Annotated in this window: 22 protein-coding genes and 1 pseudogene; 8 read left to right on the forward strand and 15 right to left on the reverse strand. The window is 36.0% G+C overall.

The genetic code is table 11. The features are described from left to right. Positions 1–69 precede the first annotated feature (69 nt). From JDW14_06940 to JDW14_06960, 5 genes and pseudogenes are all read right to left on the reverse strand, one after another. Entirely contained in the window at positions 70–525 is a 456-nt protein-coding gene (locus JDW14_06940) for an AAA family ATPase (protein QQD66525.1), read from the reverse strand. Next, positions 520–1447, reverse strand: a pseudogene (locus tag JDW14_06945) (DNA primase). Before JDW14_06945 ends, JDW14_06940 begins: the two are co-directional and overlap by 6 nt. An 88-nt stretch (positions 1448–1535) precedes the next feature. Beyond that, positions 1536–1919 carry a hypothetical protein gene (locus JDW14_06950; GenBank protein QQD65057.1) on the reverse strand — a complete coding sequence of 128 codons (384 nt, stop codon included), beginning with the start codon at positions 1917–1919 and terminating at the stop codon, positions 1536–1538. 10 nt (positions 1920–1929) lie between these two features. After that, complete coding sequence (locus tag JDW14_06955; GenBank protein ID QQD65058.1) at positions 1930–3000, reverse strand: site-specific integrase; 1071 nt, start codon at positions 2998–3000, stop codon at positions 1930–1932. 11 nt (positions 3001–3011) lie between these two features. Continuing rightward, complete coding sequence (locus tag JDW14_06960; GenBank protein ID QQD65059.1) at positions 3012–3203, reverse strand: hypothetical protein; 192 nt, start codon at positions 3201–3203, stop codon at positions 3012–3014. A 161-nt stretch (positions 3204–3364) separates the two neighbouring features. Here JDW14_06960 and JDW14_06965 point away from each other — a divergent pair, with 161 nt between their 5' ends. Next, positions 3365–3967 (forward strand): helix-turn-helix transcriptional regulator, encoded by a 603-nt coding sequence (locus tag JDW14_06965; GenBank protein QQD65060.1) that lies wholly within the window; start codon positions 3365–3367, stop codon positions 3965–3967. 43 nt (positions 3968–4010) lie between these two features. Continuing rightward, the gene (locus JDW14_06970) at positions 4011–4670 is read left to right on the forward strand and encodes a hypothetical protein (protein ID QQD65061.1); all 660 of its coding nucleotides are present in this window, start codon (positions 4011–4013) and stop codon (positions 4668–4670) included. Positions 4671–5015: 345 nt separating this feature from the next. On the opposite strand, the gene JDW14_06975 is transcribed toward JDW14_06970, so the two are convergent. The 7 genes from JDW14_06975 to JDW14_07005 form a co-directional block, all read right to left on the reverse strand. Then, positions 5016–5300, reverse strand: a complete 285-nt coding sequence (locus tag JDW14_06975; GenBank protein ID QQD65062.1) for a transposase — start codon at positions 5298–5300, stop codon at positions 5016–5018. A gap of 167 nt (positions 5301–5467) precedes the next feature. Then, positions 5468–6079: a transposase gene (locus JDW14_06980; protein ID QQD65063.1), complete on the reverse strand. Its 612-nt coding sequence runs from the start codon at positions 6077–6079 to the stop codon at positions 5468–5470. Between the two features lie 445 nt (positions 6080–6524). Next, positions 6525–7385: a DNA damage-inducible protein D gene (gene dinD / locus JDW14_06985; protein ID QQD65064.1), complete on the reverse strand. Its 861-nt coding sequence runs from the start codon at positions 7383–7385 to the stop codon at positions 6525–6527. Positions 7386–7419: 34 nt separating this feature from the next. Continuing rightward, the gene (locus JDW14_06990) at positions 7420–7677 is read right to left on the reverse strand and encodes a hypothetical protein (GenBank protein QQD65065.1); all 258 of its coding nucleotides are present in this window, start codon (positions 7675–7677) and stop codon (positions 7420–7422) included. A gap of 39 nt (positions 7678–7716) precedes the next feature. Then, a complete protein-coding gene (locus JDW14_06995) occupies positions 7717–7815 on the reverse strand; it encodes a DUF3173 family protein (protein ID QQD65066.1) in 99 nt (32 codons plus the stop codon). Between the two features lie 207 nt (positions 7816–8022). Next, positions 8023–9564 (reverse strand): glutamine-hydrolyzing GMP synthase, encoded by a 1542-nt coding sequence (gene guaA, locus JDW14_07000; GenBank protein ID QQD66526.1) that lies wholly within the window; start codon positions 9562–9564, stop codon positions 8023–8025. A 124-nt stretch (positions 9565–9688) separates the two neighbouring features. Next, positions 9689–10609: a type I pantothenate kinase gene (locus JDW14_07005; GenBank protein ID QQD66527.1), complete on the reverse strand. Its 921-nt coding sequence runs from the start codon at positions 10607–10609 to the stop codon at positions 9689–9691. A 388-nt stretch (positions 10610–10997) separates the two neighbouring features. On the opposite strand from JDW14_07005, the gene mvk reads away from it, so the two are divergent. The 4 genes from mvk (at position 10998) to JDW14_07025 (ending at position 15434) form a co-directional block, all read left to right on the forward strand. After that, on the forward strand, positions 10998–11900 hold the full coding sequence (gene mvk / locus JDW14_07010; GenBank protein QQD66528.1) for a mevalonate kinase: 903 nt from the start codon (positions 10998–11000) through the stop codon (positions 11898–11900). A 353-nt stretch (positions 11901–12253) separates the two neighbouring features. After that, entirely contained in the window at positions 12254–13246 is a 993-nt protein-coding gene (mvaD, locus tag JDW14_07015; protein QQD65067.1) for a diphosphomevalonate decarboxylase, read from the forward strand. 2 nt (positions 13247–13248) lie between these two features. After that, entirely contained in the window at positions 13249–14328 is a 1080-nt protein-coding gene (locus JDW14_07020; protein QQD65068.1) for a phosphomevalonate kinase, read from the forward strand. Positions 14329–14342: 14 nt separating this feature from the next. Further along, positions 14343–15434, forward strand: a complete 1092-nt coding sequence (locus JDW14_07025; GenBank protein ID QQD65069.1) for a type 2 isopentenyl-diphosphate Delta-isomerase — start codon at positions 14343–14345, stop codon at positions 15432–15434. Between the two features lie 194 nt (positions 15435–15628). On the opposite strand, the gene JDW14_07030 is transcribed toward JDW14_07025, so the two are convergent. After that, positions 15629–16894 carry an NAD(P)/FAD-dependent oxidoreductase gene (locus JDW14_07030; protein QQD65070.1) on the reverse strand — a complete coding sequence of 422 codons (1266 nt, stop codon included), beginning with the start codon at positions 16892–16894 and terminating at the stop codon, positions 15629–15631. A gap of 32 nt (positions 16895–16926) precedes the next feature. Next, positions 16927–17478, reverse strand: coding sequence for a TetR/AcrR family transcriptional regulator (locus JDW14_07035; GenBank protein QQD65071.1), 552 nt, complete (start codon positions 17476–17478; stop codon positions 16927–16929). 126 nt (positions 17479–17604) lie between these two features. On the opposite strand from JDW14_07035, the gene JDW14_07040 reads away from it, so the two are divergent. Together JDW14_07040 and JDW14_07045 are read left to right on the forward strand one after the other, a co-directional pair. Then, positions 17605–18585, forward strand: a complete 981-nt coding sequence (locus JDW14_07040; protein ID QQD65072.1) for a nitronate monooxygenase — start codon at positions 17605–17607, stop codon at positions 18583–18585. Between the two features lies 1 nt (position 18586). After that, positions 18587–19915 carry an NtaA/DmoA family FMN-dependent monooxygenase gene (locus tag JDW14_07045; GenBank protein QQD65073.1) on the forward strand — a complete coding sequence of 443 codons (1329 nt, stop codon included), beginning with the start codon at positions 18587–18589 and terminating at the stop codon, positions 19913–19915. A gap of 418 nt (positions 19916–20333) precedes the next feature. Here the strand turns inward: JDW14_07045 and JDW14_07050 are convergent, their stop codons facing one another. Continuing rightward, positions 20334–23423, reverse strand: a complete 3090-nt coding sequence (locus tag JDW14_07050; GenBank protein QQD65074.1) for a type I restriction endonuclease subunit R — start codon at positions 23421–23423, stop codon at positions 20334–20336. Positions 23424–23552 lie beyond the last annotated feature (129 nt).

Raw genomic sequence — 23552 nt, forward strand, 5'->3', positions numbered from 1 at the left:
ACTTTTGATAGATGAATCCTTTTTTGTGTGGTACATCATAATAAAAGTGCAACCATATTTTTCTATAAGCTAATAATACTTTGCCATAACCTCATAGGTGTCATTGTAATCATTGGCATTATATTTTCTGTCATATTTTATCTTAGAAAAGGTATCTACAATAAATACTTCATAACCCAAATCCCTATCTGCTTTAACGATTCTTTCAAATTCATCAAAGTCTACATAACTTGTTCCCTCGTAGAATTTCATGCTGCTTGAACAAGGTATGCCTAGTCTTCTAATTCTTTCTTGAATTAGCCTTCCAGAAAGTTCGTTACAATAGTAAACAACCTTTGTTTTTCTAACTTTATTTTCAAGAAAATCAATTCCTTCGTTGATACATATACCAAGATTTAATCCCAATGCAGTCTTTCCTTTTTTAGGAGAAGCTACTATCAAAGTAATACTTTTTCTTGCAATGACGTTATCCACTATATACTTATCAGAGGCATCAAACTCAGTATCTATCGTATATGCTTTCAACGAACTGCCTCCCTTGTTTTTCTTTGATAGTTATAATCCCAATAATTCATTCCACCGACTTCCTGTGCCTTTTGAATACTTTGATTTAAGTATTTAATATACGCACCCTCAGTTCTTCTCTTACTCATATCACACCCATTCGATTTAGTGCCGATTTTAAGAATATCTCAAGCATTCAATCTACATTTCCATGTGTAAAGCTATTTAGAATAAGAAGTAATTGAAAATCATCTTTACTTGCATCACCTGTGGAATATTCCCCTCTAAAAAGCTCTCTGCCTTTGCGATTTGTCATATAAATTACCTTTAAAATGTCCTCTATACCAGGAACATCGCTATCTAAATTTTTATAGTAGGATATTCGTTCTCTAATCGTTTCTTTAAGAGCATACTTTTCATAATAAAGATTTAGCTTATACTGTTCATTCTGTATTTCTGTGCAAATTCCTATAACATCGCCTGTCATAGCAATGCATTTATTTGATTTATACATTTCAAAATGATCAATTTGATTATTGATGTTTTTGTGGATTTTGCCCTTAGCAAAGATATGAACTCCATTTCCTGATACAGAAATTTCTTCATATGTTTCTCCAAAATCACTTATTATGTCTTGCACATCCTTAAACCTGTCCTTAACCTTGTCCAAATCAATGCAGATAAATGGATCATCTTCGGTTAGTACAAAAGATAGTCCGTCACAACCACTTCTTTCTAGTCCATCTAAGGCAGTTTCAAAACTTGCCCAGTTTTCTTCTTTATTCCACTCTTTTGATTCACAAGTAATTGGACTGATTGGAATCTTAACCATTTTTATATTTCTGTTTTTATCTTCGTTATGGTAAATCTTGAACCATAACCACTGTTTACATTCTTTTAACTCCTGCGGAATATTGTTAATATATTTTTCTTTGTTTACCATTGCTACCTCCATATTTTTGTTGATAATAAAAATACAACCTGATAAAATATTTTCAAGAGTTGCAATCTTATCAGGCTGCTTCTTGGCTCTATCTATTGCCGTAGGTAGAGTCATTTTTATTTCTATTCACCGTTTCAAACATTTCCAAAATATATGCCAGAAGTTCGAGTTTATTTTCTTCAATATCGCAGTCCAAATTAACATTTTTAAAATATTCTTCAAGCATCTTCAGTTTCGTTTTCAGTTCATCAAACACTCTTATATTTCCAGATACCTCAACTTTATGATTTATGCTCATTTGAATCATATAATCCTGTTTGTTTAATCCTGATAATGCTATTTTCTCTTCCAATAAACTTTTTTCTTCCGGAGACATTCTGAAATTCACTATAATATTTCTTTTTCTATTTTTATCGACTTTCAGTTTTCTACCTTTTGTTTGTAGACTTTCTCTTTTAAATATCTTACTCATCTTAATAAATTTAATTCCTTTCTTTCTCTATCATTTCAATGATTTCCAACTGCTTTGACGGATATAAATGTGCATAGTTTAAGGTTATCGAGATACTTTCATGACCTAATCTTTCTGCAATTACCACAGGAGAAAAAACTTGCTCTATCAAATAAGCAACATGAGAATGTCTTAAATCATGAACTCTAATTCGTTTTACTCCTGATAACTTACAAGCTCTATCCATTTCATGATGTAAATATGATTTTGTAAAATTAAATAGTCTCGCCTTTGAATCCAGATGATAAAACATTCCAAAGAAGTCTGCCATTTCATCACATAGAAATTGTGGTAATTGAATTACTCTATTGCTTTTTTCTGTCTTTGGAGATGTAATGTAATCTTTTCCTTTTAACCTTTGAAATGATTTACTAATAGTTAGAGTTTTCTTCTCAATATCAAAATCGTCTTTTGTAAGTGCAAGCAATTCACCTTCTCTAATACCGCACCAATAAAGTATCTCAAAAGCATAGTATGAGGCAGGTTTGCTCTTAACACTTTCAGCGAATTTTTCATATTCCTCTTTAGTCCAAAATAACATTTCCTGTGCCTTTGATTTTCCCATCTTAGTAGTTTTATGAGCAGGATTACTTGTTAAGCCATAATACTTATTGGCATGATTAAGAATTGCATTTAGTTGATTCTGAATTGTTCTTAAGTAAGTTTGAGAATATTGTTTCCCCTCACCATCTGACTTTTTAAGCAATTCATTTTGCCATTGTAAAATATCCGGAGCTGTTATTTCAGCTATAGATTTTTTAGCAAAGTATGGTATTATTTTCGTTTCTATAATATGAACCTTTGTCAAATAAGTGTTGTATTTAATCCTCGGCTTTAAATCACTCAAATAGATTTCAACAAAGGATTCAAATAACATATTCAAATCTCTTGACTTACTCGATAAAAACTCCCTTTCATATTCCAATGCCTCTCTCTTTGTAGCGAATCCACGTTTTATATGGATTTGTTTTACTCCTTGCCAATCAACATACCTCAAATAAATTTTCCAGGTACCTCTTTCTTTATACTTGCTTGCTGACACAGCACCACCTCCTACACTTCTTTCGATTGTCCATAACAGTTTTCTTCATAAAATTTTCGATTAACCTTGCCTGCAATCACTATCAGATTTGGATTGCCTTTTAACATTCTCTCATTTAATTCTTTTATCATTTTGTATGCCTTAGGTTTTGAAACTCCCCAATCTTTGCTGACTTCTTCAGCATCAACATACATTTTTCTCATATTTTTCCTCCTCTCTCGTTTATTTGAACTTGCGATATATATTAGTATACCGATTTATATAATATAATTAAATAGTTGTTTCTAATTTTTATCAGTTTTTCTCTTTATTTTTAGTATACGATTTGATATAATAAGATATAATAAATATAGGAGATTGTAATATGAATAATAAAACTGTATCGGAACGATTGAAATATCTTCGTTCTATAAATAAAAAAACACAAAAGGAGTTTGCAGAATTTTTAGGAATACCTCAACCGTCAATGTCTGCTTACGAAAATGATAAAAATAATCCTACAATAGATGTGCTGATAGATATTGCCGATAAATGCAAAGTATCTTTAGATTGGCTTGCCGGAAGAAGTGACTATACTTTAGGTCTTTCAAGCATGAGAGATTTTGTATTATTTATGTATGAACTGGCAATGAAAAAAGAAATCGGATTTGAAATAATTGTGGAAGATAAATTCCCCAATAATGACATTGAAACCGATGAAAATAAATGGAATGTTAAGCTTGTGTTCTATGGTAATGATAAAGAACACGCTTTTAATGCTGATGTATGCAATATCCTAAAAGAGTTGTCTGATAACCTGTTTGACTTGGAATCCTACTCCATTACAAAAGAGCAGTTTGATTCTATGAAAAATAAATCTATAGAGTATTATTCTCTACCGCTAACACAGAAAGAATTTGAAGAACTGTCAAGAGATGAGATTCTGAAAAAGAGAATTGAATACTTGAAAGAAAATAATTTGTTATAGCTTTAATAGAATACTGTAATATATACAAAAGTGAGGTATACATATGAGATTTTGCGATTTATTTATCAGTTATAAAATAGGTTTAAAGGACACCAAGAGTACTATCCCTTTTACTAAGCTACCGCTATACCGAAAAGTTTTTCTTGTCATCTTTCTTACCGGAATTATTATCAGTGGCATTTTGCTTATATTTATACAAAATATATTTTCATTTATCCCAATGGGATTAAGTTTAATTTCACTTATCATTTTCGCTATAATTGACTCTAAAAAAGATAATCTTCGTGTCATGCTTGAAAACCATTATATTCCCTATTCTGAAAAGCGAATGAATATGACAATTGAAGTTTTAAAAAAGTATAATATTGACATCAAAAATTTAGATTCTCTTGATATGTTAATTACGGAAGCAAAATATGCACAGATACAATGTGATTTATTATCACAATTTAAAAAACCTTTCAAAACATTGGGGGCAATCATTATTCCTATCGTCGTATTTATTGCCAAGAAAATTAGTGAGACAGCTACAGAAACACAGATGCTTAATATGGCGGTATTAACAATAATCTTAATTTTATTAATTTTTTCACTCATATTTTCTTTCGTACCTATTGTAAAAGATATATTTTGCGAATATAATAGGTATGATGAATTTATATATGACTTAAGACAAATAAAACTTTTCTATTCAAAAAACTAACTACTTAATTACTCTACACTTACACAAAAATGATTTGAAGCTCTTAGTCGTGAAAAGATTCTAAAAAAGAGAATTGAATACTTGAAAGAAAACAATTTACTGTAATAAATAATGCTATGGGAAACTCCCTGTAGCATTTTTAGGCACCACAACTTCTAGTGGGGAATTAAGCAATGAAATCAGACTGAAATTCGTAGACATAATACGAAATTCAGTCTGATTCTTTTAATCGAACGTTCGGAATAATGAGTGTTTAGTCTCTTAGAGTCCAATCGTCTTGATTAATGACATATATCATACGGTTACGACAACGTTGGAAGGAATGCATCCCTTTGGCATTGCGAACTAAATTTTTAATCTGCCATTAGACGATTCGGCAAAAGCATTGGATAACCTAACACCATTAATCACCGTAAAAGAATTACAAATTTCTATCTTCCACCTGCTTAATAATTTTCCAAATTGCACCATTTCAGGGATGCCAGAATTGTAGAAATCGCTAATAAAAGCATCAATCTCAGCGAGTTTTCTATGAGGAAAATCGATGTGAGAATTGAAGAGGATATATTGATCCACTAAGCTATATGCTTTTTCTAAAATGGGATCAATTTGTAATAGTAATTCAAACAACTGTGCTTTATTAATATACCGTTTTAATTTACGATTGTATTGAGGGAGATTATGAAAATCACTTTTACGATTAAAAAGTAGATATTTCCAATTTTTTTAGCAGATAATACTCAATAGAATCAGAATGATACATATCCATGCAGATGTATTGAACTTTTTCTTTGTCTTTAGCAGAGAAAGGTCAAAAAACGGTGTAGGTCTTCTTTTGTTCTAGAAGGAAGGACATCGATTAATTTTTTATTTTCAAAATCATACATGACAGTTAGGTAATTAGAACGAATAGTTAACGATGGAACATAGATTTCATCTAAGCAAAGAACGGAAGGAAATTGAAATTTAGGTGGATGATAATATTTGTCAAAATACCGTTTAACGGTTGTTTCAGACACATGAAAGTTATCAGCGATTGATTTAAACGTCTGATTTTCTTTTTTTAGACTAGTCATAATCGCCTCAATTGTAGGGTAAGATGTAATGAAATTTCTGGGGGGTAATCCCGTACTGTTAGAGAAAGAATGGAGACATTCTTGGCATTTAAAACGTTTAATATTAAGAATGATATTTTTAATATTAGAGTGTTGGTAAGGAATGGTAAAAGATTTTTTATAGAAACCTTTACTATAAACATGAGTAGAATGACAAAAGGGACAAGCTGAATGAGTATTTTTTAACACACAAGAAATAGAGGATGAATCAATGGTGGTAATCGTATCGATTTCTTGAAAGGGCAAATTTAATAAATGAGCAATCAATAATTTATTATCTTCAAAAGTATACATAAAATAACCTCCTGCTGAAAATACGAACGTTCGATATATATCAGTATAGGAGGATATTTTGAATAATCTATAGTTCTACAACTTCTGGTGAGGAATTTGTGTCCCCAACAGAAGTTGTAGTAGCCCCAATCCCCTGGAGAAGTTGTTGTTCTAAAAAAATCACCTAAAGAATTACTCTTCAGGTGATCCATTTCTAAACTTTGCAAGCATTTTGCAAGCACGCCACTCACAAAACAGCTATTTATAAGGCTTTAACGCCTGTTTTTAACTACTCCCACTCAATAATTAACGTATCATATTTGTTTCTTTTATATACTATCAGTATCTATTAAGTTTCTAAAATTGGTCATTTTTATATCTATTTTATGGTTTTTGAGATTTTTAGTATCAAAGCAGTATCAATGATGATACTACAGTACGAATATCTTTCTATTATTAGCACACATTATTCATCCAACATCAATTTGCCTTTTTTAGCTTTATCCTTTAGACGCTTCATCTGCTCTTTTTCTATCTGTTGAATACTTTTCTCCGGAACAGGCAAATCTTCCGGCATAGTACCTCCAATTTTTTCAATAGCACTTCTCACTTCTTTTCCTACTGAATAATGAACCTTTGTTGCAGCTTCTACACCTTCAATTTTGTCCTTCCTTAACTTTTCTTCGGTCTGTGAAATTCTAAATAAATTAGCAATCAATTCGGTGCTTCCCATATAATCCAAAATTTTTTGTCTTGCGGTTAAGCCTTTTCTGTCATGTATATCTTCTACATCTAACCCACCGTACAAACCCATATAGCCTGCATTCTGAAATATAGCAAATTCTTCATTTGTTATAACTCCTGCATCATGTGCTGTTTCTACCAAAAGTTGATTCCACTGTTTAATATCTCCACGAACAACAAGTCTTCTTCTATCTTCATCAAGCTGATTAAAATGGTCAGTTATTTCTTGACGATATGTTTGTATGGCAAAATAGGTTTGTCCAAGTGCAATCACTTCTTTTCTCGGGTCGCCGTTTTGCACAATCAAATAGCAAGCATATCTCGTAAGTTCATAATCTTTTATAGACTTGCTTGTAGCACCAGCTTCCACGATTTTGCTGACCTCAGCAAAATCGTATTCTATTTCATGTCCACTATTCTCACAGGCAATCATTGCTCTATCAATGACCTTTTGAAAGTTTCGCCATTGGGAATAATCCAGTACAGCAGCAAGTTCTCTTGCACTCCAATACTCACTTCCGTCTTTCCGAACATATTTTATATCTTCAAATTTTTTATGTTCTTTTGCTTTTAAATTTGGCATAACTTGTCATCCTCCTAATCAATGGAAGAAATATCTATAATATTTTCTTCACCAAAAAAAACTCTTTCGCTTTCCTTAATATGTCAGAATCATTAGTAGGCATATATATTTTTGATAAAAGCCATGTTCTGAAATTTTGTACATCCAAAACCGAAATATCCTTTAGTTTCTTTCTACCAAACCTTTTTATAACTAAATGGATTGCTGAATGGCGTGTGGAGTAGGTCTGCTCATTTACTTCTGATTGATAAAATGGTAAGTAGGTTGTTTTCATAAATTGCTCATATGTCATGGCATAATTTGAATAGCCATTAGATTATAGATAGTCATTCTAGTCATGTAACTTACAACCAAGAACCTTTTCAACGGCAGTAGACGAGACTCTTCCAAGCCGTCTATTATCGTATAAAGTATACCCTTGTTGTACCATATTCAGCTTTACTTGTCGAATAATTTATAGTAACTAAAAAGCAGAGAACTTTATTCTCTGCTTTTTAGTTTTAAGATTTGAAATCAAGTATAATCTTTTAGAGACAATTTGGAGACAGTTCAAAGGGATCTATCTCATTTTAATACTTTATGCGGCTGTTAAAATGCTGTTGAATCAAGGTTTCTTAGCCTAAGTTAACCTTATCTTTTATTCCCACTCTATCGTAGCTGGCGGCTTGCTTGTAATATCATACACCACTCGGTTTACATGAGCGACTTCGTTTACGATACGGGCACTGATTTTCTGTAAAACATCCCAAGGAATTCGAGCGAAATCGCTAGTCATACCGTCAATTGAAGTAACAGCACGGATACCGATAGTATAATCATAAGTTCTACCATCTCCCATAACACCGACACTTCTAAATCCTGGTAGCACAGTAAAATATTGCCATACATCACGTTCTAAACCGGCATTTGCAATCTCTTCTCGTAAAATAGCATCTGATTCACGAACAATTTCAAGTTTTTCTTCAGTAATTTCACCGATGACACGAATTCCTAATCCTGGACCTGGGAATGGTTGACGCCAAACGATGCTATCTGGCATACCTAAAGCCGTTCCTAAGGCACGAACTTCATCTTTAAATAATGTATTCAATGGTTCGATTAATTCAAATTGCATATCTTCTGGTAAACCACCGACATTATGATGCGATTTAATCGTCTGAGCCGTCTTAGTACCCGACTCGATAATGTCCGTATATAAAGTTCCTTGTGCTAAAAAGTCTACACCCTCTAATTTAGCTGCTTCATCATCGAAAACATACACGAACTCATTACCAATAATTTTACGTTTTTGCTCAGGGTCGCTAACACCACTCAATTTCGACAAGAAACGCTCTTTCGCATCAACACGAATAATATTTAAACCAAATTTACCACCTAAGGCCTCCATAACTTGGTCACTTTCACCTTTTCGCAACAAACCATGGTCGACAAAAATACTCGTTAACTGGTCACCAATCGCTTTTTGTAATAATACCCCAACAACTGAGGAATCTACTCCACCTGATAATCCTAATAATACTTTACGATTTCCGACTTTTTCACGAATTTTTGCAATTTCAATTTCGATAAAGTTTTCCATTGACCAATCGCCTTTTGCCCCACAAATATCAAAAGCAAAATTACGCAACATATCGTAGCCATGCACCGTATGTCTTACTTCTGGGTGAAATTGAACACCATAAATTTGACGTTCAGTATGTTCAAAAGCTGCGAACGGTGTATGCGAATTACTCGCTGTCACCACAAATCCCTCTGGAATTTTTGTAATACGGTCCCCATGACTCATCAGCACATTTTCTTTTTCAGCTAAACCTTTAAACAAACCATGATTGACTTGATGTACGTCAATTTCAGCCGTACCGTATTCACGAGTAGGTGCTGATTCCACCGTCCCACCAAATAAATGGGTCGTTAACTGCATACCATAGCAGACACCCAAAACTGGAATCCCTAGCTCAAAAATAGCAGGGTCAACTGTGAACGCATCTTCTGCATATACACTATGTGGGCCACCTGAAAAGACAACACCGATAACATTTCCCTCTGCTTTAATTTGTTCAGCAGTCGTATCATTCGGTAAAAGTTCACTAAAAACACCTATTTCACGTAAACGGCGTGTAATTAACTGATTATATTGACTTCCAAAATCCAAAACAACAATTTTTTCCATTTGTGTCATTGTTTGCGTCACAAAACATACCTCCAGTAATCTCATTTTTGTAGTTTGCTACACTCTTGCTGTAACGGATACTCCATTGAGCAATTTATTAGCACAACAAGTGCAAGCAACTTTCCACTCTATTTTAATACTTCCGAACATAAATTGCATCAACAAAATGATTGTTCGTCTTATGCATAATCACATCAGCTCGGTCACGTGTCGGTAAAATATGCTCCACTAAGTTGACCAAGTTGATTTCACGCCATATTTTACGGGCATATTGATGTGCTTGATTGCGTGGCCATTGACTCATTTCATGATAATAATTGCTTGAATCGTGTTTCGCCAAATCCATGTGCATATCAAAACGTTCGATATACCATTGACGAATGAGCGACTGTTCAGCGTCAACGTAAATTGATAAATCAAAAAAATCACTCACATAAATTTCTTGGTTTTGTGGTAACTGCAACACATTAATTCCCTCGACAATGAGAATATCTGGCCGATGCAATGTTTCAAATTGATTGGGTACAATATCATAAATCGAATGTGAATAAATCGGATATTGAATCGCAGCATCACCTATTTTCACTTGTTTCATAAATTCGAGCAAACGATTCATGTCATAACTCTCAGGAAATCCTTTACGACGCATTAAATTACGACGTTCCAATTCTTCATTCGGATATAAAAAACCGTCTGTCGTCATATACGCAATCTGTTTTTCTGGATAGAATTTTTCTAATAATTGATGCAATACTCGAGCTGTCGTACTTTTTCCAACTGCGACACTCCCACAAATACCAATCACAAAAGTAGGCATTTTCTTTTCGGTGTTTCCTAATAAAAATGATTGTTTTGCAGCTGAGAATAATTGCTTGTTTTGATACACCATATCAATATAATCAACTAAAGGTCCATAAACTTCTTGCACATCATTGGCAGAAAGACGATCATTTAATGAGACAAGTTTTGAAAGCTGATCTAATTTTGTAACGGATTGTCCTGATTGACGTAATGCTTGCCATTCAGTCCGTGAAAATCGTTTAAAAAGTGGCATCTTCATAACTGTTTTCTTTTCCTTTTCAGTGTGAATTTGATACAATCATTTTACCACAAAAGCAATCAAATATTCGTTATCTTATGTAAGTTTTTTGAAACTTTACACAACATAGTTGAAGAAGTCACTTGTTGTATTTTTCAACTATTGCTTTCATAGCATGGTTTCGGTAAAATAGTATGGAATTAATTAGAATCTTTGCTAATTATAGCTTAAATTAAGCATAATTTATCGACATAACCTGTGTCGTTTATTGATATAACAAAATTAGGGAGGTTTGCACGTGTCTATCGAGAAAATCGACTCGCATGCAATCGATACATTAAAAAAGTCAGCACTAACATCCAAAAACGTAGGTACTGGCCATGCACATAGTAAAATTATTTTAATGGGCGAGCACGCAGTAGTCTATGATTACCCTGCGATTGCCCTACCATTTCCTGCCATTGCCGTTCAAGCAACGGTGACCCTGAATCCAAACCAAGAAAATTATTTAACTTGTCACTATTATACAGGGCCACTCAACCAAGCACCCCAACATTTAGATAATATCCAAACGGCAATTCAATTGACTTTGGATACTTTTCAACTTGGTAATCCAGCATTAAACATTACCATTACCAGTGAAATCCCACAAGAACGTGGTATGGGGTCATCAGCAGCTGTAACAGTCGCAGTAGTACGTGCTATTGCTGATTTATACAATTTAACATTGAGCGATTACCAATTACATTTTATTGTCAATCAAGCCGAAGTGATTGCACATCAATCAACCAGTGGCCTCGACACCTTGATGACTAGCACTTATGCTCCTGTCATCTACCGAAAAAGTCGTGCCCCACATGCTTTTGACTTATCGCTATCTGCCTATCTCGTGGTCGCTGATAGTGGTCAAGCTGGACAAACAAAATCAGCCGTACAACATGTTGCCCTATTGCGTAAACACAAACCACATTTCGTCGACCAAGCGATGCAAGCAATCGGTAACTTTGTCCAACAAGCCTATGATAAAATTGCTCAAGGTAATGCGATTGAGTTAGGAAAATTAATGACCTATAATCACTACTACTTAAACCAACTAGGTGTATCCAACTCACACTTGGATAAAATTGTAAATGCAGCGTGGATGGCAGGTGCTTTAGGTGCAAAATTAACCGGTGGTGGTCGTGGCGGCTGTTTAATCGCCTTGGCTGAAACAAAATCAGCTGCTAAACGTATCGCCAAAGCAATGCGTGATGCCGGTGCTGTTCAAACATGGCACTTAAACTTAGAAACAGGTGCTAATAATTAATACGACGTTTGCGTCATATTTATCGTTTATTTAGAGTGTAACACTTCCCCTTTTTTGACCAACTCAATCAATGGAGACGTGTTACACTTTTTTCACAATCAAAACATGGTGCGAGCGTGGATGCTTTGGCCTGAACCACTGGAGTAAAGGTCGTAGAAGTGCCTACGCACTTCAAGAGTTTTACGAAGTGGACGTCATGACAATCCATGCGAGCCTGAATAAACATGGTGCGACAACGAGCGTTCTGAAATGAACCACTGGAAGAAGTCACTGGCGTGTGAGTGGCACACAAAAGGGACTTCTGAAGTGGACGTCATTTCTGCTCGGTGGAGCCTGAATAGGAGGAATTCATAATGAGTCAAGGAAAATTTCGTGCCCATACCAATATTGCCCTCATTAAATATTGGGGAAAACGCAATGCAGAATTATTTTTACCAGTAACTAGCAGTTTATCACTCACACTTGATGCCTTTTATACCGATACCAAAGTCACATTAAAGCCCGAAGAATTAGTAGATACCTTTTACTTAGACGGACAACTTCAGTCTGAGGCAGCAACAAAAAATGTGACAAAATTCGTTGAGCGTTTTCGTGCTTTGAGTGGAAATTCAGCTGCTGTCCAGGTCGAAAGCTGGAATCATGTTCCGACCGCAGCAGGACTTGCATCTTCTGCATCTGCCTATGCAGCACTCGCTTGTGCTTGCAATCAAGCATTCGGACTAGAACTAGATGCAAAAGCCTTATCAATTATTGCACGTCAAGGTTCAGGTAGTGCTAGTCGTAGTTTATTCGGTGGTTTTGTTGAGTGGCATAAGGGTGACGGCGATGTGTCGGAATCGAGTTATGCTGAACCTATTGATGCAGCAGACTGGGACATTGCGATGCTCGTCATCGTCATCAATCGTCAAGCAAAGAAAATTAGTAGCAGAATCGGCATGGAACAAACAATGGAAACTTCACCTTTTTACGCACTATGGCCACAAGAAGTAGAACATGATTTACAAGAAATAAAACAAGCAATTCAAGCGAAAAACTTTGAAAAAGTCGGACAAATCGCTGAGCACAATGCAATGAAAATGCACGCAACCACACTAGCTGCCAATCCAAGTTTTACTTATTGGGAACCTGAATCATTAAGAGCCATTCAAGTGATTCAATCAATGCGTGAAGATTTAGGATTCCAATGTTATATCACAATGGATGCTGGTCCAAATGTTAAAGTGCTTTGTCCAGCTAGCCAACTAGACGCTTTACGTGGTCAATTACTATCACATTTTGCAGCCGAGCAATTAATTACGGCTTTACCTGGTCCTGCACCTTACGCACTTCCTTTAGATGTGGAGTGATAATGATGAAACAAACGACTGTTCGTGTTCCTGGCAAATTATATATTGCAGGCGAGTATGCCGTCTTGGAATCCGGTGAACCAGCCATTATTGTTGCTGTTGACGCATACTTGTCTTGTTGTCTTAATGAAAATGCAGACTTTCATCAAAGTCGGTGGACTTCGTCCTTATATCCAAATAATTCTTTTTATTATCAACATCAAAATCAGTTGATTCCGAAACAGTGGCAATATGTTTATCAAGCCGTCAAAATGGCAGAAACTTATTTAACTGAATTAGGTATTGCGATTAAGTCTTATGATTTACATTTTGACAGTGAATTGATTTCAAATGAGGGAGCAAAATACGGACTGGGCTCCAGCGGGGCCGTCACCATTGCGACAATTAAAGCAATTTTAACGCATCATCACTGTCCCTTTACACCACTTGAACTCTATAAACTGGCTACACTCGCCTCACTCAAGGTGTCGCAAAAAGGCAGTTTCGGCGATATTGCCGCCTGCGTTTTTGGCGGTTGGGTCTTGTATCGTTCCTTTGACCGTAAATGGCTATTTGAAGAAATGAAACACACTATCTCTTATACATCTCTTATTCAACAAACATGGCCAATGCTCGAAATCAACTCTCTTGCGATTCATTCAGATATTCAATTGATGATTGGTTGGACGCAATCCCCTGCCAGCACAGAGCATCATGTGCAATATTTTGACCAAGCTCGGCAGGCACAAAGTGATGACTATCGCTATTTTATAAAAGAAAGTCGAGCATTAGTAGAAACACTAGCATCAGCCTTAATCCAAGGGGATTTTGCTACAATTAATATAACACTTCAATTACTAAAACAATTGCTAAACCGAATTTCTGCACAATGGCAGCTCGGCATTGAAACATCTGAATTAACTCAATTGATTACGATTGCGAACGCACATTATTTTGCAGCTAAAACATCAGGTGCTGGTGGTGGCGACTGTGGTATCGCAATCGGTCACAAAGCGACTGACATACAAGCATTAATTCATCAATGGCAACAACATAAAATCGTGCCCTTGACGCTTTCAGTCGCACCCAATCAAACTTCGTAGAAAGCGAGGATACTATGTTAAAATCACAACTACCCACTTACTCACAACAACGTAAAGATGACCATGTAGAGCAAGCATTAACCCAGCAACAACAGCATACCCACTCTCAATTTGAGTCTATTCGTTTTGTACATCACTCATTTGCACCACTTGCTATTGAAGATATTTCAATCAGTACTGAATGGGCGAATCATCAACATACACTGCCCTTTTATATTAATGGCATGACAGGCGGATCTGAAAAAACCAAGCACTATAACCAACAATTAGCACAACTAGCTCATCATACAGGTCTTGCAATGGCATCTGGTTCTGTCAGTGGTGCATTAAGCGATTCTTCGGTTGCAGATTCCTTTACAATCATTCGTAAAGAAAATCCTAATGGCTTTGTTATGGCAAATCTCGGTGCACACCACTCCGTTGAAAATGCCAAACGTGCAGTTGATTTACTACAAGCCAATGCCTTACAAATCCATTTAAATGTTCCACAAGAAATTGTCATGCCAGAGGGTGACCGTAATTTTAAATCATGGCTACCAAACATTGAAGCGATTGTTAAATCATTAGACGTCCCTATTATTGTTAAAGAAGTAGGCTTTGGAATGAGCCAAGAAACCATTCAACAATTAATTAATGTAGGTGTCACTACTATTGATATCAGTGGACGTGGTGGCACGAACTTCATCGCCATTGAAAATCATCGTCGTGACCATTTAGATTTCCAATCGCTCATCAATTGGGGGCAAACAACACCTGAAGCATTACTTGAAGCTAGTCCCTACATGGACAAAACGACGATTTTAGCAAGTGGTGGTATTAATGATTTTTCAGATATTATCAAAGCACTAGCACTCGGTGCACAGGCAGTTGGGCTGTCTGGTCGATTCTTGCATATGGTACATACGAATGGCGTTGAAAAATCAATTATTCAAGTAAATGAGTGGACAGAAGCCATTCAACAGATGATGCTACTACTCGGTGCACGCACGATTAAAGACCTACATCAAACTGATTTAGTTCTGCCACCAGAACTAGCTCACTGGGCACAAGCACGTGGGATTGACTGGCAGCAGTTTGCGGTTCGGAGTCAGAAGAAATTATTATAGTGTTGTAAAACCAATAAAACTATCCCACCAAATTTGAAATTTTTAGTGGGATAGTTTATTTATTTTAGTAATTCAGGCAATTGAGCATCAAGCTCATTATATAATTGGAAGAATGATTCATCTATACCATAAATCTCGATGATTAACTGTTTTAAGTCTTGTTCGATAGTTGATAAGATTTTGAACTAGTAATTTCACCCAAAACTTCCCCACGCACAGTGCTGACCAGCAACAGCACCTGTGACAAAAGCTGCCGTAATATTATAGCCACCTGTATAGCCATTAATATCCAATAACTCACCACAAAAATACAAGCCACTCATACGTTTAGACTCCATTGTCGCTGGATTAACTTCTTTTGTAGACACACCCCCACCTGTCACAAATCCTTTTTCAATCGGCTGTGAACCAGTACTCGTGATAGAAAATCCTTTGACCAATTGCCATAGCACATCAACTTGTGCGTGTACCAATTGTTTATAAGCCATTGCGTCTTCTAAGCTAGCTCGTTGAATCACTACTTGAGCCATTCGTTCAGGCATCCATTGTTTTAATATCGTGATAATTTGCTTATCACGTTGCGACTCTGCATGTGCCTCTAATTCTTGTCGTGATAATGCTGGTACTAAATCAATTTGCAGACGAGCCATAGCTTGTTGCTCTTGATGCAGCCATTGATTCACATGACCAGAACAACGTAATATTGCTGGCCCTGAATAACCGAAATGCGTAAAAATCATATCCATTTGATGATACGAAATAACTTTATTGTTGCTATCTAATACACTTACTCCAACATCACGTAATGACACACCACGCAATGACTTATCCATTATCCATTTATCATCTGATAATAAAGGCGATTCAGTCGGATACAATCGCTCAATCGTATGACCAGCTGATTTTGCCCACGCATAACCGTCACCAGTTGCTCCAGTACGTGGATAAGCACGTCCACCAACTGCTAGAATAATTCCATTGGCTTCTATTTTTTTGCCTGATTGCGTAAGTACACCTAACACTTTCTGATTTTCTCGGTCAAAAAATAGTTTATCTACCGGTTCATTCGTCACAATTTCAACACCATTTTCAGCACATACCTTTAATAAAGTCTCTAAAATAGTTCGTGCACTGTCCGTTACTGGAAACATTCGCCCATGGTCTTCTTCTTTTAATGCAACCCCATTTTCTTGAAAAAATGCAACAATATCTTCTTGATCGAATTGATTGAGAGCACTATATAAAAATTTACCATTTCCAGGAATATGTGCAATTAACCGCTCACGAGTTGTCCGATTAGTGACATTACACCGTCCGCCGCCTGATAACAATAGTTTACGACCCAATTTAGGATTTTTTTCTAAAACGAGTACACTCGCACCTTGCTTTGCTGCATGTATCGCAGCCATTAAACCACTCGTCCCTCCACCAACTACAATTACTTGATATTTTTCTTTCATATATTCTCCTCAATCTCTCCTAATCAATAGTATTACACTGCTTTCAATTGCCCCAGCACTACAAATAACTTTTCTTGTGCTTCTTCAAGTGTATAACTCGTCTGTAACAGCCAATAACTCACAAATGCTACAATCCCACCTGAAAAAATATGAATAAAAAGAGAATCCGGAGTCACATTAATTTGTTGACTACCTTGGTGCATGGACATCACCAACATGTCATGAAACGCTTTGGAAAACATCCCCGGTTGACTCATTAATAATTGATAAATAGCAAAACGATGTTGATTAACCGCCAACAAAATATTATCGAGAAACAGACGTTCCTCTGCCTCCGTAATGGTTGCCATATCCTTAATCAATGGAGTACAGGCTTCTTCAATCGACTTTAAAATTTCTTGCATCATACTCTCATATAAATGTTCTTTCGTTTCATAATGTTGATAAAATGCATTGCGTGATATTTGAGCATGTTCACACAATTCTTTTACAGAAATTTTCGCCAATTCTTTATCCTGCAATAACATCAAAAAAGCTTTTTGAATGGCTTTTTCAGTTTTTTCAAACCTTAAATCCTGTTTCAAAATGACACTCCTCTCTATTTTGTCACATAGGTGACATATTGTTCAAAACTGTCCATTGACTGAATTAAAAGACACCTGTAATCTAAGTGTTGTAAATAATATAACAAAAACGAAAGGAGAAAACAAATGCCAAATCGTATTACAGAGATTTTAGGGATTGAAAAGCCGATTATTCAAGGTCCAATGGCATGGCTAACAAATGGCTGCTTTGCAGGTGCAGTTAGTGCTGCCGGTGGACTAGGTGTTCTTGGTATCAGTGCAGGGCAGACGGTTGCTGCAACAACTATCGAAGAAACCATTGAAAATATGCGACGTGAAATACGAATCGCACGTGATATAACTAATAAGCCACTTGGTTTGAATATTTCTCCCAAGCATCCATCAGAAGACCAATTTACCCAACCAATGCTAGACTTAATGGTAGAAGAAAATATTAATGTTGCTGTTATGAATGGTAAATTTTACCCAGAATGGACTGAAAAATTCCACGACAAAGGCATTAAAGTCGTTTATCGTGCCGATACCCCAACAGTTGAAAATACTGAGCAAGCAATACAAGGCGGAGCCGATATTATTGTCGCCACAGGTTTTGATGAAGGTGGAACACTCCCTTCACAAGTCATTGGTACCTTTTCAATTGTTCCAATGATTGTCGATGCTGCTAAAGGACGTGTCCCTGTAATGGCAGCTGGTGGCATTGTCGATGCTAGAACGGCTCGAGCTGCTTTTGCACTTGGAGCTGAAGGCCTCTATGTAGGAACAGCCTTCATGATGTCTGAAGAATCTATTTTAGCAACAAATATCAAACAATTAGCCCTAAATATAAAGGCTTCAGACTTATTACTTTACCGTACAAAACCAGATTTCTATCGCTCATTGCCCGGTGAACTACCTAATCAATTAGCTGAAATGAGTCAAGAAGGTGCAAGTAAAGAAGAAATTTTTGCAGCACAAAATGGTTACAATGGCTTACGAGATGGCATGTTGTTTGGTGATTTATCGAAAGGCTATGCCTCGTTTGGATTAGGTATTTCGATGATTGATAAGATTGAACCAATAGCTGTAATTATGGATAAATTAATGTTAGGAATAAAGGAGTTAATATAAAATGACAAAAAAACAAATGAAAATCGTATTACAAATGGTATCAGGTTATGGTGGCGAATTTAAAACATGGAGATTACCAGAAGCAAAAGCTGATGCTTATACAGATATAGACTACTATGTTGAAATGGCGCAATTAGCTGAAAAAGGTAAACTACATGCCCTATTTATGGCAGATACGCCTGCACTCGTAAATGATTTAACTTATGACACACCAATGCACTCAATGGATCCCCTTATTTTTATGACCTCTGTTGCTCGTGCAACTAAGCATATTGGATTAGTCGGAACATTTTCAACAACCTTTAATGAACCATATAATTTGGCTCGTCATTTAAAAACATTGGATGTCATCAGTCATGGACGTGTCGGTTGGAATACAGTAACGACTTCAACAGCTGCAACAGCAGAAAATTTCGGAACACACTTGATGAGTAGCCGTGATCGTTATGGTCGTGCGCATGAAGTGATTGAAGCCGTTCAAGGACTATGGGGTTCCTGGGGCGAGGGAGCTTATCTACATGATAAAGAGTCTGGTCAGTTTGCCGATATGTCAAAAATTAGTCCAATTCACTACAATGGTGAGTATATTAAAACGGCAGGCCCCCTACCAATTCCTCCGTCAGAGCAAGGTCAACCACCAATTTTTCAAGCTGGTCCAAGCCCTGAAGGTATTCGCTTAGCTGGTCGTTTTGCATCAGGTGTGTATGCTAATCCATTTACAATTGAAGAAGCACGTGACTACCGTAATATTTTACGCGAAAGTGCTGTCGCACATGGTCGCTCTGCTGATGATATCAATATCTTTACTGGATTTATGGTTACTATTGCTGATACTAAAGAAGAAGCCATTGCACGTCGTCGACAAGTGATGAATTTTGATCCACAAGAAACTAAACAACGCTTAAACTACTTATCAGCAATGGTAGGAATTAATTTAAACAGCCTAGATATTGAAAAACCATTGCCACAAGAGGTACGCTCAATGTTACAACCACACTGGCAAGACCCTCGCTCACCACGTGCCGTACAATTATTACAAGAAGGATATTCACCACTTGATACATTGGCTATGGGAGTAATCAACTATCATCCAGTTGTGGTTGGTACAGCAACAGATGTGGCAGACTTCTTACAAGAATGGTTCGAAGCAGGTGCAACAGACGGTTTTTCAATCGTACCTGATTTATCTCATGACGGTGTTCGTGCCTTTGTTGAACAAGTTGTGCCAATTCTTCAAGAACGTGGCATCTTCCATGAAGACTATGAAGGTAATACTTTGCGTGAGAATTTAGGTGTGAGCTATCAGTATGGAGTTCGTGACGAGAAATAAGTTGAAGTAATTTAATCATTAAAATATATTTGCCAGTATTATGTGTAAGTCATTTTCTACACATAATACTGGCTTTTTTCGATTATGTAGGGCATCAAAACAAAATAACATGTCTCTATTGCTTTTGACTGATTAAAATTTATTGCTGCTGAATACTACGGATTGCTTTTTACAACTGTAATTAAAGTTTTGATTTATGTAGCTTTCTTCTAGTTTCATAATTTTTCATCTTAGTTCTATGGCTAATTCTGAACTTTATACTGTCAGAATTCTAGGTAGGCGCTTACAAACATTAGATATAAACAACCAGACTGAATTATTAGTTTAATACAAATTTCAGTCTGGTAATAATTTCACTAAATATCTATTAAGTTCCACTAGATAATGCAGAATCTATTTTATATTAATACACATCTTATTAGATTTCTCCACCAATCCCCTTAAATTTTTCAACCAATGCAACAATTTTCTCGAAAACTTTTTGTTTCATTGTCCGATATTGTGGTTTAAGTGGACTCATCTTAGGTAAAGCCTCATTCAAAGCATTCCCATTTTCACTAGCATATTCATGTTTAAGAGAGGTTTCTATATAACGTCTTGCTGCTATTTCATTCAAATTATCCTCAGCAATCAAATCGGCAACTTCTTCTTGCTGCTTCTTACGTGCAAAGAGGAAAAAGTGCTCAATAATATCCGCTTTGTCTTCAAAATCATCCAAATTACTCGTATGAATAAATTCCACAATCAAATCTTCTTTCGCCCGATGCCCAATGCTAGAACGGATAGTGCGCTTGATTTCTTCAATCAATTCATCTTTGTCAGAAATTTTTTTATTGGTCTCAAAAATCAATTCAAGAATATAATCTAAGTTGATTTCTTGTGATTTCAACAACTCTACCTCAAAGACAATTGAATCCCAATCAACCTTAGAATCATTATCCTGCTTATTACGACGCTCATTATCATACCAAGCCTTTATATCATTATAAGTCGAACGATAGTCTTGAATCTCACGGATACTTGGAACATCTAATTGTAACAATTCTGCCAATGCCTCATCATCAACATGAAAACGATTCTTGAAATTTTCTACCTCTTGTGTATTTGAAATATCCAACTCTTGTAAAGTCTGTAAGCTCATAAAATCATCATAGTTTTTCAGGATATTATCTAAGCGTAGGAATTGACCAAATAAAGCTACAAACTCTTTTTTATCACTCTCTTTGACAATAGCCAATGGATCTGGAAATTTCTCCTGTAACTCTTGAACCACATCTAGATAGCCTTTTTTTCCTTCTCCCGCTTCCGTATAACCATTCATATAATCTTGGTAAGACCGTTCAAGTAATACTTCTGCTGTCTCAGTTTTTCCAAATAACTTAATAGCATCTTTCGTTGCTTGCTCTAAGTCACGAAAAGTTACAATATTTCCAAAAGCCTTAGTAGCGTTATAAATCCGATTTGTGCGTGAAAAGGCTTGAATCAGTCCATGATATCGCAAGTTTTTATCCACAAAGAGTGTATTCAGAGTTGGTGCATCAAATCCTGTCAAAAACATACCGACAACAATAAGCAAATCTACCTCTCCACTCTTAACGCGTTTTGCTAAATCACGGTAATAATTTTGAAAATCATTCCCATCAATAGTAAAACTTGTTCCAAATAAATGATTGTAGTCAGCCACGCAGCCGCTCAAAAACTCCTTACTGCTAACATCAGTCAAATCCGCTGGTGTAAAGGTTTCATCTGCAATCTCACCAACCGACAGTTGCGTTTCATTGGCTGCATAAGAGAAAATAGTCGCAATCTTCAACGGTTTATCTTGATTTTTTTGCTGTACTTGTAACTCTTGATAATAGGCTTTTGCTGCCTCAACGCTAGAAACAGCAAACATTGCATTAAATCCCTTACCATTCTGCCGGTGAGTTTTCTGATTGAAATGCTCTAAAATATAGCTAGAAATTTCTTTAATTCGTGTTGGATGAAGCAAAGCCTTTTTATTTTCAGCAGCTGACAATTTATCTAAATCTTGCTCTTTTTCAAGTGCCTTAAACTGAGGACGGACATCATTATAGTCAACTAGGAATTTTAGAACTTTCTGGTCACGAATAGCGTCGGTAATAACATAAGCATGCAACTCTTGACCAAAAACCGAAGCTGTTGTTTCACTACCCAAAGCATTTTCTACCTTAATCGGTGTCCCTGTAAAACCAAATTGGCAATACTTCTTAAATTTTTGTCTCAAACGCTTCTGTACTTCCCCAAATTGAGAACGGTGACACTCATCAAAGATAAAAACCACTTGCTTATGGTAGACTGAATGTTCTTTCTCACTACTCATAAAATTATTGAGCTTTTGAATCGTAGTAACGATAATTTTATTGTCGTCTTTTTCAATATTACGTTTCAGCCCTGCTGTACTATTTGAACCATTCACCGAGTCAGGAGAAAAGCGTTGATACTCCTTCATTGTCTGATAATCCAAATCTTTCCGATCGACCACAAAGAAGACTTTGTCCACTTCATCCATTTCAGTGGCAAGCCTTGCCGCCTTAAAACTAGTCAGAGTCTTTCCAGAGCCAGTCGTATGCCAAATATAGCCACCTGTCTCGGGTCCGCTTTTTAACTTTGAAGAAATGGCAGAACGAATTTTCCAGATAATACGCTCCGTCGCCGCAATTTGATAAGGTCGCATAATCAGCAAGGTGTCACTCGTATCAAACACAGAATAATTAATCAAAACATTGAGCAAAGTCTGTTGACTTAAAAATGTTGAAGTGAAATCTTTTAAGTCCTTAATAGGTTCATTGTTTTTTAGTGCCCAGTTCATCGTAAAATCAAAGGAATTCTTATCTCGCTTAGTAGTGTTCGCAAAATAGCGAGTATCCGTACCATTTGAGATGACAAACAGCTGGAGATACTTATAAAGCGAATTTTCCTCATTGAAACTTTCCTTACTGTAACGATGAATCTGATTAAAAGCCTCACGAATCGCTACACCTCGCTTTTTTAATTCAATCTGAACCAGTGGTAGACCATTGACCAATATCGTTACATCATAGCGATTATTATGAATGCCCGACTGTTTCATCTGATTGATAACTTGAAGTTTATTACGATTAATGTTTTTCTTATCCCACAGATAGAGGTTCTGGATATGACCGTCGTCAAAGATAAAATCATAAATATGATTATCATGAAGTTTTCTCGTGCGATCAACCAAACTATCACTAGGTTTATTCAGGTATTCTTCTAAAAATCGTTGCCACTCTGCGTCCGAAAATGATACATTATTTAATGCTTCCATCTGAACTTTCAGATTAAGCATCAAATCTTCTGGTGTAGTTAAGTGATTAAGGTACTCATATCCATTTTGCTGCAAATCCAAAATTAACTCTCGCTCCAAATCAGCTTCTGTCTGATAAGAACCTGCCTTTTCATACTTTGTGTATTTTTCTAAGACAATAAAATTATTAGCCTCTAAAATAGGATCCGTATAAACTATCAATCTTGGTCACCCTTATAAAAATGATATCTAGTGATAAAGTCTTCAAAAAGACAAATTAACATCTTTTTTGTGTATTCATTCTATAACTTCTTCTGATGAATGTTTAATATAACTTGAAAAATCAAACAT

It is taken from the genome of Aerococcaceae bacterium zg-252 (assembly GCA_016237705.1).
Lineage (GTDB): Bacteria > Bacillota > Bacilli > Lactobacillales > Aerococcaceae > Globicatella > Globicatella yangjingiae.